Genomic DNA, 15156 nt, shown 5'->3' on the forward strand with positions numbered 1-15156 from the left:
CGTTTATTCCAGAGCAGTAGCGATTAAATAAAATCGCCCGGCGCATGACCGGGCGATGAAAATCAGGAGCCCATGCGGTAGTTCGGGGATTCCTTGGTGATCGTCACGTCGTGAACGTGGCTTTCCTGGATGCCCGCGCCGCTGATACGCACGAATTCCGCTTTAGTACGCAGGGTGTCGATGGTACCACAACCGGTCAGCCCCATGCAGGAGCGCAGGCCGCCCATCTGCTGGTGGATGATCTCTTTCAGGCGGCCTTTATAAGCAACGCGGCCTTCGATACCTTCCGGCACCAGTTTGTCCGCGGCGTTGTCGCTCTGGAAGTAACGGTCGGAGGAGCCTTTGGACATCGCGCCCAGAGAACCCATACCACGATAGGATTTGTAAGAACGGCCCTGGTAGAGCTCGATTTCACCCGGGGACTCTTCGGTACCCGCCAGCATGGAACCGACCATCACCGCCGCCGCGCCGGCAGCGATCGCTTTGGCGATATCGCCGGAGAAACGGATACCGCCATCGGCGATAACCGGAATGCCGGTGCCTTCCAGCGCTTCCACCGCGTCAGAAACAGCGGTGATCTGCGGAACACCTACGCCGGTAACAATACGGGTAGTACAGATAGAACCCGGGCCGATACCTACTTTCACCGCGCTCACGCCCGCTTCCGCCAGGGCACGTGCGCCAGCGCCGGTCGCCACGTTGCCGCCGATGATTTGCAGGTCAGGATATTTAGCGCGGGTTTCACGAATGCGCTGCAGTACGCCTTCGGAATGGCCGTGGGAGGAGTCGATCAGCAGCACGTCAACGCCTGCAGCAACCAGCGCATCAACGCGCTCTTCGTTGCCCGCGCCTGCGCCAACCGCAGCACCGACGCGCAGACGACCCTGCTCATCTTTACACGCATTCGGTTTACGTTCCGCTTTCTGGAAATCTTTAACGGTAATCATGCCGCGCAGATGGAAGCCAGCATCAACAACCAGCGCTTTTTCAACGCGTTTTTCATGCATTTTGGCAAACACAACTTCACGGGCTTCGCCTTCGCGTACGGTGACCAGACGCTCTTTCGGCGTCATATAAACGCTGACAGGCTGGTTCAGGTCGGTCACGAAGCGGACGTCGCGACCGGTGATGATACCGACCAGTTCGTTGTCTTCGGTCACTACCGGATAGCCAGCAAAGCCGTTACGCTCGGTCAGCACTTTTACTTCGCGCAGGGTGGTTGTAGGCAATACGGTCTGCGGGTCGGAAACCACGCCGGACTCATGTTTCTTCACGCGGCGAACTTCTTCCGCCTGGCGCTCGATGGACATGTTTTTGTGAATAAAGCCAATGCCACCTTCCTGTGCCAGGGCAATTGCCAGGCGCGCTTCTGTTACGGTATCCATGGCTGCGGAGAGCATAGGAATATTCAGACGAATGGTTTTCGTCAGCTGGGTGCTGAGATCGGCAGTATTCGGCAGAACGGTAGAATGAGCGGGAACGAGGAGGACGTCGTCAAACGTCAGAGCTTCTTTAGCGATACGTAGCATGGGCAATATCTCGACCAGGGTGGATAAATATTGCCGTGGCATTATACAGAGCGTAACCGATTGCATCTACCCTTTTTTGAAAATAATACTTGCGATCGTCTATCAGCAGGTTACTATCGACTGAATAACCTGCTGATTTAAAATTTGATCTTGCTCACATGTTGCCATCTCAATCCCCTGCAATTTTCACGGTCAGCCGCCTGAATCAGACGGTTCGCCTGCTGCTGGAACAGGAAATGGGCCAGGTCTGGATCAGCGGCGAGATCTCTAACTTCAGCCAGCCGTCTTCCGGCCACTGGTACTTCACCCTCAAAGACGATAACGCCCAGGTGCGCTGCGCGATGTTTCGCAACAGCAACCGGCGGGTCACTTTTCGTCCGCAGCACGGACAGCAGGTACTGGTGCGAGCCAATATCACGCTGTATGAACCGCGCGGCGACTACCAGATTATCGTCGAGAGCATGCAGCCTGCCGGCGAAGGGCTGTTGCAGCAAAAATATGAACAGCTAAAAGCGCTGCTGGCGGCGGAAGGCCTTTTCGACCAGCAGCATAAGCAAGCGCTCCCCTCTCCTGCGCGCTGTGTGGGCGTCATCACGTCGAAAAGCGGCGCGGCGCTGCACGACATTTTGCAGGTGCTGAAAAGACGCGATCCGTCGCTGCCGGTGGTTATCTATCCCACGTCGGTTCAGGGCGACGACGCGCCGGGGCAAATCGTTCGCGCCATAGAATTAGCCAACCTTCGCGAGGAGTGTGATGTGCTGATCGTGGGCCGCGGCGGCGGTTCGCTGGAAGATCTATGGAGCTTTAACGATGAGCGGGTAGCGCGGGCGATTTTTGCCAGCCGCATTCCGCTGGTCAGTGCCGTCGGCCATGAAACCGACGTCACCATCGCCGATTTTGTCTCTGACCTGCGGGCGCCAACGCCTTCAGCCGCCGCGGAGATTGTCAGCCGCAATCAGCAGGAGCTGCTGCGCCAGCTGCAGTCCGGACAACAGCGTCTGGAGATGGCGATGGACTATTTTATCGCCAACCGCCACCGTCGTTTTACCCAGCTGTTCCATCGTCTTCAGCAACAGCATCCGCAGCTGCGGTTAGTGCGCCAGCAAACCGCGCTGGAAAGGCTACGGGAGCGGATGCGCCTTGCACTCGAAACGCAGATGAAACGCGCCGATCAGCGTCAACAGCGCGTCATTCAGCGCCTGAACCTGCAAAATCCGCAGCCGCGCATTCACCGCGCGCAGACGCGTATTCAGCAACTGGAATACCGGCTGGCGGAAAATATTCATGCCCGTCTGAGCGAACAGCGCGAACGTTTCGGCAACGCGGTTACTCACCTGGAGGCCGTCAGCCCGCTGGCAACGCTGGCCCGCGGCTATAGCGTGACCTCAGCCAGCGATGGCAAAGTGCTGAAGCAAACCAGACAGGTGAAGGCCGGCGATCTGCTGACCACGCGTTTAAATGATGGCTGGGTCGAAAGCGAAGTCAAAACCATCACCGCGGTGAAAAAAACTCGCGCCCGTAAAAAAGCATAAATTTCCGTCGCGCACTATACTGCTGTTATACCCTTTTAAACGGTTTCATCCGGATAAAGGAGCGCGATATGCAATATTATCATTACCGCTGCGTTGTTCCCCCCTATATTCTGCGGCGCATTGTTGACCACGGTTCCACGACTCAGCAACGCTGCGCACAGCAAACGCTGACCCACGTACAGGCGCTAATGGCCCACGTTCCCGGCCAGCCCACAGCCGCGCATGTCTCCACTCCAGGCCAGCTGGAACGCGATATTTATGATGCGCAACAGACCCAGGATTTGCCCGGTACCCAGGTGCGATTTGAAGGTCAATTATCCAATGGCGATGTGGCCGTTGATGAAGCTTACGATTATCTGGGCATCACTCATGAATTTTTCTGGCGCACCTACCACCGCGACTCGCTGGACAACCGCGGTCTGAAGCTTATCGGCACAGTGCATTACGGCAGAGAGTACCAGAACGCATTCTGGAATGGTCAGCAAATGGTATTCGGCGACGGCGATGGCGAGATCTTTAATCGCTTTACAATAGCGATTGATGTTGTCGCCCACGAACTCAGCCACGGGGTAACCGAAAGCGAGGCCGGGCTTATCTATTTCGCCCAGTCGGGCGCATTGAACGAGTCGCTTTCCGACGTCTTCGGTTCTCTCGTGAAACAGTATCATCATAAGCAAACTGCGGATCGGGCGGACTGGATTATTGGCGCGGGGCTGTTAGCCAGGGGGATCCACGGTAAAGGGTTACGCTCAATGTCACACCCCGGTAGCGCCTATGACGATCCGCTGCTGGGGAAAGACCCGCAGCCTGCCCACATGAAAGATTTTGTCCACACCCGGCAGGATAACGGCGGCGTTCATCTGAATTCAGGTATACCTAATCACGCCTTCTATCTTGCTGCCAGCGCTCTGGGCGGGTTTGCCTGGGAAAAAGCCGGTTACGCCTGGTATGACACCGTCTGCGATCGCGCGCTGAAGCAGGATGCGGATTTTGCGGATTTCGCTCAGTTAACCATCACGCATGGCGAAAAACGCTCAGGCACCGCGACGGCGGCGGCCATCGAGCAGGCGTGGAAAACCGTAGGGGTGCTGTAAATGAAGGTACCGGAACTGGCTGATGATGCCGTCATCGAACTGGCGCGGGAAGGCGGCTTCGCGTTTATTCCTGGGTTAAGCGGAGAGCGCAGAATCACGTTGTCATCCCTGACGCAGGCGCAACGCCAGCGCATCGTGGATATTCTGCAGCAGTCATTTCCGTTCGGCTTGCCGCCCGGGCGAGCCAGTTCTCCAGGCCGCGGCGATCGGCGCTATTTTCGTATTCAGATTCTGCGGGCGCAGCACAATCAGGCGCAGTATACCGATATCATTGTGCTGATCCCGGAAGAGGACGCCCCGCCGTCGCTGGTTGAACTGTGGCAGAAAGGCGAAGGCTGCGTTGGCGATTAAGACGCCAGCGGCACAAACTCGACACGCTTTCTGGAAATCATCCCGTGGCCGTTCTGGCAGAAATAATCGACCGCGCCGCAGGCCTTCAGCACTTGCAGCGGCTTATGGCAATCCGGGCAGCGGGCTTCCAGCGTAAAGTCCATCTGACAACCTTCACAATGCGCACCGCTCTCCGTGCCGGAGAGTGTTTTACCGCAGACCGGGCAGTTGAGTTCCATTATTTTCTCCGGATATCTATGACGGGGATATTCTCCGCCGTTTTCATTGAGTGCAATACACAACAGGGTAAACAGCGACTGATTTTAAATAATTTCTAAATGCATAACATTAACAATATGCGTCGGTTGCACAAAACGGTTCAGCGGTTAAATATCCACAGTCATTGCTTAACGCTGTGCTCTGCATGCAGTCAGTGACTCGCCCTCAGCCCCGGTGGTTCCCCCATTACTCTCAGATAAGACGCCGGTTTAAATGTTCTGGCTGGCAATAAGAATGATTTTTTGTTCTTTTACAGTCCCTTTGCCACTTACTAAGATGCAACCACAATAGACCCGGCAATCACAAAGGAATGCGCGTGAAAGAATATCGCTTTTTAACGAGTCGCTGGTTTCATCCCGGCGCCATCGCGACATCAGGGTTGACGCTTTTAGTCGCCATGACCACCTCCGCGTGGGCGGTGAACAATGTCAATGACAAACCCGTGGCTGGCGGCATACTGCATGTCGCATTGGGTAGCGATACGCCCACTATCGACCCGTCTACCACCGCCTATTCCGTCGCCGCGCTGGTGACGCGCAATGTGCTTGATTCACTGGTCGGGCAGGCTGAAGATAACCACTTTACGCCCTGGCTGGCGCAACGCTGGGAAGTCAGCAATGATAACAAGCTATACACTTTCCATTTGCGCAAAGATGTGACGTTCAGCGATGGCACCAGACTCGATGCTGCGGCGGTCAAATATAACTTCGACCGTATTCTGGATCCTAAAACCATCTCCCCTTATTCCAAATCGCTGCTCGGGCCGGTAGACAGTATTGAAACGCCGGATGACTCAACCGTCGTCATCCGTTATAAAACCGCCTTTGCGCCCTTATTACAAGGACTCAGCCTCCCCTATCTGGGGATTCAGTCGCCGACCTATTTAAAAAATACGCTAAATACCAGCAATACCGTCGTCGGCTCCGGCCCTTTTATTCTGGATTCGTTCGTCAAGGGTAGCGGCAGCCGCCTGAGTAAACGTGCTGATTATCACTGGGGACCAGGATATGCCACTCATCAGGGTCCGGCCTGGCTTGACGGCATTGAGTTTAAATATCTGCCGGAAACCGCTGTGCGTTTGGGGGCATTGAACAGCGGGCAGGTTCAAGCCATTGATGCTATTCCGCCGGTTAACTACGCCCAGGTGACGAAAAACACCAGGCTACAGGTCATCACGCGCGAAAACCCCGGGGTTAACCGGGTTCTGTATCTTAATATTGCGCAGGGACCGTTCAAAGACGTCAAGGTGCGCCAGGCTTTCCAGAGCTCAGTAAACAGCGAAGCGGCAGTACAAGCCACGTTCTTCGGTACAGTGAAACCGGCACATAATGTGCTGGGTCCCACCACGGTCGACTACGATCCGAGCGTTGCCGCCAGCTGGGGGTTCGATATCAATAAAGCTAACCGCCTGCTTGATGAAGCGGGCTGGAAGAGCAAAGACAGCCAGGGCTATCGCACGCGGGACGGTCATCGTCTCACCGTACGCTTTATCTACGTCCCCGGAAACGTCGAGTCGGCTGATGTGGCGCTGTTTCAGGCGGTACAGTATCAGGTGAAGCAAACCGGTTTCGACCTGCAGCTTGACCCGGTAGATGCGGGGATTTTTGCGAGCCGCACGGCCAGTAACGACTATGACATCGCCTCCAACTTCTTTGTCCGCCCTGAGCCGGATATTTTGCGGACCGTCTTTCATTCCTCTTTCATTCCTCCTCAGGGCAACAACCACGCCCGGGTGAATACGATCGACGATAAGCTGGAACGCGCCGTGGGTGCCGGCGAAGAGGAGCGCAAACGGCTGTACCATGAGATTCAGCATCAGGTCATCGACCAGGCCTATGTCGTCCCGTTGTATATTCCCGCTTTCCAGCTCGGTTTATCCCGAACTGTGCATGGCGTTAACTGGGCCACCAATGCCAAACCGAACTTCTATGATGCCTGGATTAGCCGTTAGTCTTAAGGGAGGTGCTAAGCGCCTTCTGACGATTGTCGCGGTGCTGTGGGGCGCCGCAACACTGACGTTTATCGCCGTGAAGCTCATCCCTGGCGATCCGGTGTCGATTATCATCGGCGGCGGGGATGCGGTTGTCGATCCGGCGTTTCGCGCGGAGTTAATCCGCAAATTTGGTCTCGATCAGCCACTGTGGGTTCAATATCTGCGTTACTGCGGCCAGGCGCTCAGCGGCGATCCCGGTATCAGCTATCAGTTTCGCCAACCGGTAGTGTCAGTGATAGGCGCCGCATTAAAACAAACTCTGCCCCTGGCGCTCAGCGCGCTGGTTCTGGCGTTGACGCTGGCCATCGTTAATGCGCTGGCGACGTCCGGCCGCCAGCGCCGGCTACGCGGGCTGCTGTCCGGCGTGGAGCTGATCCTGCTCAGCACACCGGTATACTGGATAGGTATTCTGCTGCTCACTATCTTTAGCTTTAAGCTGCAATGGTTTCCGGTTACCGGCAACGAAGGCATTGCCTCATTGGTACTGCCTGCTCTCACCCTAAGCCTGCCGCTGACGGCCATATTCAGCCAGGTGCTGCGGGATGGTCTGGAAGAGGCGCTGGCGCAACCCTTCGCCTTGACGGTACGCACTCGCGGCGTCAGCGAAACCAGGTTACGCCTGCTGCATGCCTTACGCCACGGCGCGCTGGCCCTCTCGACGCTCACCGGGACATTACTGGCTGGCGTACTGGGGGGATCGATTCTGACAGAGACGGTGTTTGGGCGCGCCGGTATCGGCCAAATCACGCTTCTCGCTATCGAAAACCGCGACATGCCATTGGTTCTTGGGATAGTGATGTTTTCCGCTTTTCTGTTTGTCGTCATTAACCTGATCCTCGACGCGCTGTATTTGCTTATCGACCCGAGGCTAGGCGTCAAGGAGTCTACCGATGAGCAGTAATTCTCTGAAGCTACCGCAATGCCGACGGGCAGCTTATCGCAGCCCCTGGCTGACGCCGGGTACATTGCTTCCCGCAATGATCGTCGTGCTACTGTTACTGGCGGTATTCTTCCCGGCGTTGTTGACGCCCCATGCGCCAAACGATATAGACTTCGCCGCAGTATTACAGCCTCCCAGCCTTACGCACTGGTTTGGCACCGACCAGCTCGGGCGCGATGTGTTTGCCCGCGTGGTGTATGGCACATCGCTGTCCTTGTCTATCGGCGTCGGCGCCACTCTGCTGGCCTGTGCGGGCGGTATTGTGCTCGGTACGGCCGCTGCGCTGGGGCCACGAATTTCACGCCAGCTGCTGGTACGTTTGCTGGATATTCTGCTCGCCTTTCCTGAGCTCCTGCTGGCATTACTGGCTATTGCCGTATTGGGCCGCGGCCCGGAAAATACGTTGTTTGCCGTCGGCCTGGCCGCTATTGCTGGCTATGCGCGCCTGGTACGCTCTCAGGTATTACAGGTCAAACTGTCCGGCTACGTCCAGCATGCTGTCACCCTGGGAGAATCCCCCCTGACGATCATCGTGCGCCATATTATTCCTAATACCATCCGTCCACTGTTGATTCTGGCGACTATTGGTATCGGACAGGCGGTACTCGCCGCCTCCGCCATGAGCTTTCTGGGTCTCGGGGTGACACCGCCCACCGCGGAATGGGGCGCGCTACTCTCCGAAGGCCGCAACTTTCTGGACAGCGCTCCCTGGGTCAGCCTTTTGCCAGCCAGCGTCATTGCACTCTCCGTCATCTCCATCACGCTCCTGGGGCGTCGTTTGCAAACTCTTCTGGCCAAAGGCAGCCTGTAAATGGACTATCCATCCGCGCTTTCACCTCTGCTACGCGTAGAGGATCTGCACGTCAGCTTCCCGTCAAAGCAGGGCGTAACGGACGCCGTCAAATCGCTCTCTTTTACCGTCAACGCCGGAGAAATCCTGGCGCTGGTTGGCGAATCGGGTTCCGGCAAATCAGTCACCGCGCGAACGCTGGTCGGGCTACCGGGTACAGGGGCTCAGGTTCAGGCTCATGCCATCGAACTGCTGCGTCATGACGGTGGCGTTGATGATTTACTCACCCGCGACAGCAAAACCTGGCAGCGTATACGAGGGCGGGAGATAGGTTTTGTTCTGCAGGATGCCTTGACGTCGCTCGATCCCTTGCGCCGTATCGGGCAGGAGGTCGCCGAACCGATACTGACCCATCGCCTGTTGCCGCGCGTCAAGGTGGCGGAGCGGGTTCAGACGTTGCTGACTGACGTGGGTATTGCCGATGCAAAAAATCGGGCGGCGCAATATCCGCACCAGCTTTCCGGAGGATTGCGCCAGCGCGCGCTGATTGCCTCCGCGCTGGCGGCCGGTCCTCGCCTGTTAATTGCCGATGAACCGACCACGGCCCTCGACGCGACGGTACAAAAACAGGTGCTGAACATATTCAAAATGCTGGCCGAAGCCGGACACGGCATCCTGCTGATTACCCACGATTTGGCCGTCGTGGCCGATATTGCTGACCGCGTCGTTGTCATGCGCAACGGTAGCCAGATTGAACAAGGAACGACGCGAAACGTCTTGTTCGCACCGCAGCATCCCTATACCCGGCGACTACTGGCCGCCGTACCCACCGCCGGCACACGGGGACACTGGCTTTCCGGTCAGGACCCACTCGGCGCGACGCTTCTCCCTGAGCCGTCGACAGCAACAGACGACAGACAAGCGCCTGTGCTGAAGGTTAACGATGTTTCCGTCACCTTCACTTTACCTGACGGTATGCCGTTACGCGCGGTGAATCGGGTTTCATTGGCGGTGGCCCGCGGTGAAACGTTGGGTATTGTGGGAGAGTCCGGCTCGGGGAAAACAACCCTCGGGAAAATGGTGCTCGCCCTGCAGAGTCCGGACGAGGGAGAGATCCAGCTACTGGGCTCCCCCTGGAGTAAGCTCCCCGAGCGCGAACGACGTCCTCGCAGAGCGCGGATTCAGACAATTGTGCAGGACCCGCTGGGTTCGTTCGATCCTCAGTACAGCGTTGAACAGCTGCTTGAGCAACCGCTGCGGCTACATTTTCGCCTCAGCGCCCGTCAGCGCCAGCAGCGAATCGAGGAGCTGCTCTCTCTGGTCGGGCTGAGCCCCGATTTACTGCCGCGCCGTCCAGTCTCTCTTTCCGGCGGCCAGCGGCAACGCGTATCTATCGCCCAGGCACTGGCAAGCGAGCCCGACCTGCTGGTATGTGACGAACCGGTATCAGCCCTGGACGTAACCACTCAGGCCCAGGTTCTGGATCTATTGATCTCTTTGCAGCGCAGACTGCATCTTTCGATGCTGTTTATCTCCCATGATTTGGGCGTGGTGCAGCATATGAGTCACCGGATCGCGGTGATGAAAGCCGGTGAAATTGTCGAAACCGGCACCGTCGAGCAGATATTTCAACAGGCGCGTCATCCCTATACCCGATTATTACTGTCATCGGTGATACGTGAGCCTGTCGCCCCCCAGGTTCATAACAAAACGCCCCCGACCATCAAGGCCGAGGGCGGTTAAGATGTCAAAAACCCGCTATCCGGTGAAACGCAGTACCGCTCCACTTAAGTGAACGGCATTGCGGCAGATGCGGGCTTTGGGGTTTTCATGCGGGCAAATAGCTTATTTGCTTTTCTTGATGTGTTTAATCAAGCGCTTACGCTTACGCATCTGATTCGGCGTCAGGGTATTGCGTTTGTTGGCAAACGGGTTTTCCCCTTCTTTGAACTGGATACGAATCGGCGTACCCATTACGTCCAGCGACTTGCGGAAGTAGTTCATCAGGTAACGCTTATAGGAGTCCGGCAGGTCTTTGACCTGGTTACCGTGGATGACCACAATCGGCGGGTTATAACCACCGGCATGGGCATATTTCAGCTTCACGCGACGACCACGCACCAGCGGCGGCTGATGATCTTCTGCCGCCATGGTCATGATACGGGTCAGCATCGCCGTCCCGACGCGACGGGTCGCGCTGTCATACGCTTCGCGTACGGATTCGAACAGGTTACCTACGCCGCTACCGTGCAGCGCGGAGATAAAGTGGATGCGTGCAAAGTCAATGAATCCCAGACGGAAGTCCAGCGTCTCTTTAACCTGCTCTCTTACTTCCTGGCTCAGGCCATCCCACTTGTTGACCACAATCACCAGCGAGCGGCCGCTGTTGAGGATAAAACCAAGCAGAGAAAGATCCTGGTCGGAAATCCCTTCACGCGCATCGATAACCAGCATCACTACGTTGGCGTCTTCAATCGCCTGCAACGTTTTGATGACCGAGAATTTTTCGACCACGTCGGTAATTTTACCGCGCTTACGTACGCCCGCGGTGTCGATGAGCACGTATTCACGTTCGTCGCGCTGCATCGGAATATAGATGCTGTCGCGCGTGGTACCCGGCATGTCGTAGACCACCACGCGGTCTTCGCCCAGGATACGGTTGGTCAGCGTGGATTTACCGACGTTTGGACGGCCGACAATCGCCAGCTTAATCGGCAGATCTTGCGGATTGAAGTCATCTTCCGGCTCTTCAGCTTCTTCACCGTTCTGTTCCGCTTCAAACTGCGCCCAGTATGCCGCATCTTCATCGACTTCTTCTGACGGGTCGATCGCTTCGGCCCACGGCAGCAGAACGTGCTCCAGCAGGCTGGTCACGCCGCGACCGTGAGACGCAGCGATCGGATGGATATCTCCGAGGCCCAGCGACCAGAAGTCGGCAATCGCCTGATCGGCATCAATGCCGTCGGTTTTGTTCGCCACCAGGAAAGTCGGCTTTTCGCGCGAGCGCAGATGTTTGGCGATCGCGGTATCGGCAGGCATCAGCCCCGCGCGCGCATCGACCATAAACAGCACAACGTCCGCCTCTTCAATCGCCAGCAGCGACTGTTCAGCCATACGGGTTTCAACGCCGTCTTCTGTGCCATCGATACCGCCGGTATCGATACAGATAAATTCACGACCTTCAACTTCAGCACGACCGTACTTACGGTCACGAGTCAGCCCCGGAAAATCCGCGACCAACGCATCACGAGTGCGCGTCAAACGGTTGAAAAGCGTGGATTTTCCAACATTAGGGCGCCCGACAAGCGCGACCACAGGTATCATGTTAAATGCCTCTTACAAATTGCTATGCAACGTCGATTTAACGACGTTTTTAAAAAAGTCAAAACGGCCCCTGTCTGCCAGGAGCCGTTTCTCAATTCGCACTATACCCGTTGTCTCTTAGTGAACTTCGCTGCCGGCCGCGTTGCCAGTCGTTGCGAAGAAACTCAAGAGCCGCGGGTAAGCCGCCACGACTAACGCGTAATTGAATACAGCGTGCCGTCGGTTGCCTGGATCAGCAGTCGACCATCGGCTACTACCGCGTCGGTACGGAAGCCGGAGCTATCCACTTTCTGCTGGGCCACAAAGTGACCATCTTCCGGGTTCACCCAGTGCATATAGCCTTCGCTATCACCGACCACCAGGTTGCCATTATACAACACCGGCGCGGTCAGCAGGCGATGCAGCAGATCGCTCTGCGTCCACAGCGTCACGCCACCTTCGGTGGAGAGCGCCAGGATGCGGTCATTCTGATCGACGAGGTAGATACGGTTGCCGTCAACGATAAAGTCATTCACGGAACCCAGCTCACGTTTCCACATGATCTGGCCGCTGCGCAGATCCAGCGCGGTCAGGTTGCCGTTATACGCCAGCGTGTATGCCACACCGTTGACGATAACCGGGGTCGTATCGACGTCATTCAGACGATCGATTTCCGTCGGCCCGGTCGCCTGGGAGATACGCTGCTGCCAGATAATCTGCCCTTGCTGCATCAACACGGCGCTCACGCGACCGTTATCACCGCCAACGATGGCTGCGCCATAGGCGGTCGCCGGGGCGGATTCACCGCGCAGAGACAGCGCCGGCATATCCAGGTTAACGGTCCACTTCACCGCCCCATCCGCTTCATTCAGCGCCTGCAACTGACCGTTACTGGTGTGCACCAGAACCATGCCGTCGCTGACAACCGGACGAGAAATCGCTTCACCCGCAACGCGAGCCTGCCACGCCACGCTACCATCGCTGGTATTCAGGGCGAACAGCTGCGCTTTTTCGCTGCCGATATAGACATGGCCGCCGGAAACGGTGACGCCGCCAGAGAGCAGCGCAGGCGTGCGAGAGAACCAGCCGTCTTTTTCAGCCAGGTTAACCGACCACACCTCTTTGCCGTCGGCAGCGTTCAGCGCTTTGACGGTACCCTTACGATCGGCCGCATAGACGACGCCGTCGGCAAAAGCCGGATGCAGGTTAGAATAGAAATCGCCGATACCATCGCCAACAGAGGTACTCCAGGACGTGGACGGCGTAAACTGATTTTCCACCGTCGGCAGCGGTGACATTTTCACCACATCTTCTTCGCTGTTAAACAACGAACAACCGCTTAATAAGGTAACGGAAAGCAGCCCTGGCAAAAGTAATTTACGCAATTGCATCGAGTCCCTCTCAGATGGACAGATTATTTATTTTCATACGCATCATTTCGCTGAGCGCAGGTGAAGCATCGCTTTTCACACCCGCTTCCCAGGCCGCGCGAGCGCCTTGCTTATCGCCTTTGTTGAGCAGAATCTCACCACGGAGATCGGCGACAATAGCGACCCAGCCTTCACCTTTAATACCATCAAGGGTTTTCAGCGCTTCATCAGGTTTTTTCAGCTGTAGCTGCACACGCGCAAGACGCATATTGATAACCGACTTCAGGTTATCATCCGATGCGGCGGCCAGGCCCTGCTGAAGCTGCTTTTCGGCATTTTGCAGATCGTTGTTATCGACAAAACGCTGGGCCAGCTCCAGAGAAGCAAACGCGCCGTAGCTGTTTTTGCTATCGGCAGCAAATTTTTCCGCCGAGCTCAGCGCTTCCGGCGTGTTTGATTTGAGCGCGGAAATGGCGTTTTCATAGGCTAAAGAGGATTCTCTCGCCGTATCCTGCTGATGAGAACTCCAGTAGCGCCAGCCAACCAACGCGCCAATCCCTAAAATCACACCGACGGCCAGCGCCTTGCCATTTTCGGCAAAGAAACGCTTGAGCGCATCGACCTGATCGTTTTCGTTGTTATACGTTTCCACGCAGTCCTTCTCCTGACTAATGATTCCCGGGAGATTACCCCAGAAGTGCGCGCAAATGCGCAGCAACGCTATCCTGCGTTACGGTAGTTTGCTCACCTGAGCGTAAATCCTTCACTACCACGTTTCCGTCAGCAATTTCTGATTCACCGACCACCAGAGCAACGCGAGCGCCCCATTTATCCGCGCGGGCAAACTGTTTCTTAAAGTTGCCACCGCCGTGGTTGGTCATCAGCTTAGCGCCGGGCAGCTCATCGCGAACCCGCTCAGCCAGACGCATCGCTGCAGACTGGGTATCGGTTCCGGAAGCCACCAGGTATATATCGACAACAGGATCGGCTTTAAATTCCGGATTGACCGCCTGAACCAGTAAAACAAGACGTTCCAGCCCCATCGCGAAGCCTACGGCTGGCGTCGCACGCCCGCCCAGCTGCTCTACCAGACCATCATAACGACCACCGGCACAGACCGTTCCCTGGGAACCGAGGCTGCTGGTGACCCACTCAAACACGGTACGGTTATAATAATCCAGCCCGCGCACCAGACGCTGGTTGACGGTATAGCGAATACCGGCATCGTCCAGCAGGGCACACAGCCCGGCGAAATGCGCTTTGGAGTCTTCATCCAGATAGTCGCCCAGCGCAGGCGCGTCGTTGAGCAGCGCCTGCACTTCCGGGTTTTTGGAATCCAGGACGCGCAGCGGGTTGGTATACATGCGGCGTTTGCAGTCTTCGTCGAGCTTATCTTTAAACTGCTCAAGATAGGCGACCAGCGCATCGCGGTAGGTCGCGCGCGCTTCCAGCGAACCGATGGAGTTCAGCTCCAGCGCAACGTGGTCAGCGATACCCAGCTCACGCCACCAGCGGGCGGTCAGCATGATCAGCTCGGCATCGATATCTGGGCCCTGCAGGCCAAAGACTTCAACACCCATCTGATGGAACTGGCGATAGCGCCCTTTCTGCGGACGTTCGTGGCGGAACATCGGCCCGACGTACCACAGACGCTGTTCTTGATTGTACAGCAGACCATGTTCGATGCCGGCACGTACGCAGCCCGCCGTCCCTTCCGGACGCAGCGTCAGGCTGTCGCCATTGCGGTCCTCAAAGGTGTACATCTCTTTTTCAACCACGTCGGTCACTTCGCCGATCGCGCGTTTGAATAACGGGGTCTGCTCTACAATCGGCAAACGGATTTCGCTGTAACCGTAGCTGCCGAGCACCTGTTTCAGTGAGCCTTCAATGCGCTGCCAGAGAGCGGTCTCGCCCGGCAGATAATCGTTCATGCCACGGATGGCTTGAATGTTCTTTGCCACGTTTATTCTCTTTATCTATATACAAAAATGAACCC

The 15156-nt window shown here is 56.6% G+C and carries 13 protein-coding genes; 7 read left to right on the forward strand and 6 right to left on the reverse strand.

Annotation, left to right across the window (positions count from 1 at the left end; genetic code table 11):
• Positions 1-62: 62 nt before the first annotated feature.
• Positions 63-1529: an IMP dehydrogenase gene (gene guaB, locus FNY10_RS14930; RefSeq protein WP_100683298.1), complete on the reverse strand. Its 1467-nt coding sequence runs from the start codon at positions 1527-1529 to the stop codon at positions 63-65.
• A gap of 158 nt (positions 1530-1687) precedes the next feature.
• Here guaB and xseA point away from each other — a divergent pair, with 158 nt between their 5' ends.
• From xseA to FNY10_RS14945, 3 genes are all read left to right on the forward strand, one after another.
• Positions 1688-3061, forward strand: a complete 1374-nt coding sequence (gene xseA / locus FNY10_RS14935) for an exodeoxyribonuclease VII large subunit (RefSeq protein WP_160702988.1) — start codon at positions 1688-1690, stop codon at positions 3059-3061.
• A gap of 68 nt (positions 3062-3129) precedes the next feature.
• Positions 3130-4155, forward strand: coding sequence for a M4 family metallopeptidase (locus FNY10_RS14940; RefSeq protein ID WP_100683300.1), 1026 nt, complete (start codon positions 3130-3132; stop codon positions 4153-4155).
• Positions 4156-4506 carry a protealysin inhibitor emfourin gene (locus tag FNY10_RS14945; RefSeq protein WP_100683301.1) on the forward strand — a complete coding sequence of 117 codons (351 nt, stop codon included), beginning with the start codon at positions 4156-4158 and terminating at the stop codon, positions 4504-4506.
• On the opposite strand, the gene FNY10_RS14950 is transcribed toward FNY10_RS14945, so the two are convergent.
• On the reverse strand, positions 4503-4724 hold the full coding sequence (locus tag FNY10_RS14950; RefSeq protein WP_100683302.1) for a zinc ribbon domain-containing protein: 222 nt from the start codon (positions 4722-4724) through the stop codon (positions 4503-4505). The genes FNY10_RS14945 and FNY10_RS14950 overlap by 4 nt on opposite strands.
• Before the next feature lie 437 nt (positions 4725-5161).
• Between FNY10_RS14950 and FNY10_RS14955 the strand changes: the two genes are divergently transcribed.
• Genes FNY10_RS14955 through FNY10_RS14970 form a run of 4 tightly spaced genes read left to right on the forward strand, consistent with a single transcriptional unit; the run spans position 5162 to position 10230 of the window.
• Positions 5162-6715, forward strand: a complete 1554-nt coding sequence (locus FNY10_RS14955; RefSeq protein ID WP_227699438.1) for an ABC transporter substrate-binding protein — start codon at positions 5162-5164, stop codon at positions 6713-6715.
• Entirely contained in the window at positions 6693-7658 is a 966-nt protein-coding gene (locus tag FNY10_RS14960) for an ABC transporter permease (RefSeq protein ID WP_160702992.1), read from the forward strand. The genes FNY10_RS14955 and FNY10_RS14960 overlap by 23 nt, the downstream gene beginning before the upstream one ends.
• Complete coding sequence (locus FNY10_RS14965) at positions 7648-8508, forward strand: ABC transporter permease (RefSeq protein ID WP_131048783.1); 861 nt, start codon at positions 7648-7650, stop codon at positions 8506-8508. The genes FNY10_RS14960 and FNY10_RS14965 overlap by 11 nt, the downstream gene beginning before the upstream one ends.
• Entirely contained in the window at positions 8509-10230 is a 1722-nt protein-coding gene (locus FNY10_RS14970; protein WP_160702994.1) for an ABC transporter ATP-binding protein, read from the forward strand.
• Positions 10231-10332: 102 nt separating this feature from the next.
• Here FNY10_RS14970 and der read toward each other — a convergent pair whose 3' ends face one another.
• The 4 genes from der to hisS all read right to left on the reverse strand — a co-directional run bounded on the left by der (position 10333) and on the right by hisS (position 15121).
• Positions 10333-11811 carry a ribosome biogenesis GTPase Der gene (der, locus tag FNY10_RS14975; protein WP_100683307.1) on the reverse strand — a complete coding sequence of 493 codons (1479 nt, stop codon included), beginning with the start codon at positions 11809-11811 and terminating at the stop codon, positions 10333-10335.
• Between the two features lie 191 nt (positions 11812-12002).
• Positions 12003-13181 carry an outer membrane protein assembly factor BamB gene (gene bamB / locus FNY10_RS14980; RefSeq protein ID WP_131048781.1) on the reverse strand — a complete coding sequence of 393 codons (1179 nt, stop codon included), beginning with the start codon at positions 13179-13181 and terminating at the stop codon, positions 12003-12005.
• A gap of 10 nt (positions 13182-13191) precedes the next feature.
• Positions 13192-13812, reverse strand: coding sequence for a YfgM family protein (locus tag FNY10_RS14985; protein ID WP_100683309.1), 621 nt, complete (start codon positions 13810-13812; stop codon positions 13192-13194).
• Between the two features lie 34 nt (positions 13813-13846).
• Complete coding sequence (hisS, locus tag FNY10_RS14990) at positions 13847-15121, reverse strand: histidine--tRNA ligase (protein WP_100683310.1); 1275 nt, start codon at positions 15119-15121, stop codon at positions 13847-13849.
• Positions 15122-15156 lie beyond the last annotated feature (35 nt).

This window comes from Klebsiella sp. Lac1, assembly GCF_009825425.1.
GTDB lineage: Bacteria > Pseudomonadota > Gammaproteobacteria > Enterobacterales > Enterobacteriaceae > Klebsiella > Klebsiella electrica.

What these genes read in the sequence shown, in the direction of transcription:
- FNY10_RS14960 (WP_160702992.1), top strand. Translation starts at nt 6,693, where the DNA reads ATGATGCCTGGATTAGCCGTTAGTCTTAAGGGAGGTGCTAAGCGCCTT.
- xseA (WP_160702988.1), top strand. Translation starts at nt 1,688, where the DNA reads ATGTTGCCATCTCAATCCCCTGCAATTTTCACGGTCAGCCGCCTGAAT.
- bamB (WP_131048781.1), bottom strand. Translation starts at nt 13,181, where the DNA reads ATGCAATTGCGTAAATTACTTTTGCCAGGGCTGCTTTCCGTTACCTTA.
- FNY10_RS14955 (WP_227699438.1), top strand. Translation starts at nt 5,162, where the DNA reads ATGACCACCTCCGCGTGGGCGGTGAACAATGTCAATGACAAACCCGTG.
- der (WP_100683307.1), bottom strand. Translation starts at nt 11,811, where the DNA reads ATGATACCTGTGGTCGCGCTTGTCGGGCGCCCTAATGTTGGAAAATCC.
- FNY10_RS14940 (WP_100683300.1), top strand. Translation starts at nt 3,130, where the DNA reads ATGCAATATTATCATTACCGCTGCGTTGTTCCCCCCTATATTCTGCGG.
- FNY10_RS14950 (WP_100683302.1), bottom strand. Translation starts at nt 4,724, where the DNA reads ATGGAACTCAACTGCCCGGTCTGCGGTAAAACACTCTCCGGCACGGAG.
- FNY10_RS14970 (WP_160702994.1), top strand. Translation starts at nt 8,509, where the DNA reads ATGGACTATCCATCCGCGCTTTCACCTCTGCTACGCGTAGAGGATCTG.
- FNY10_RS14945 (WP_100683301.1), top strand. Translation starts at nt 4,156, where the DNA reads ATGAAGGTACCGGAACTGGCTGATGATGCCGTCATCGAACTGGCGCGG.
- guaB (WP_100683298.1), bottom strand. Translation starts at nt 1,529, where the DNA reads ATGCTACGTATCGCTAAAGAAGCTCTGACGTTTGACGACGTCCTCCTC.
- FNY10_RS14965 (WP_131048783.1), top strand. Translation starts at nt 7,648, where the DNA reads ATGAGCAGTAATTCTCTGAAGCTACCGCAATGCCGACGGGCAGCTTAT.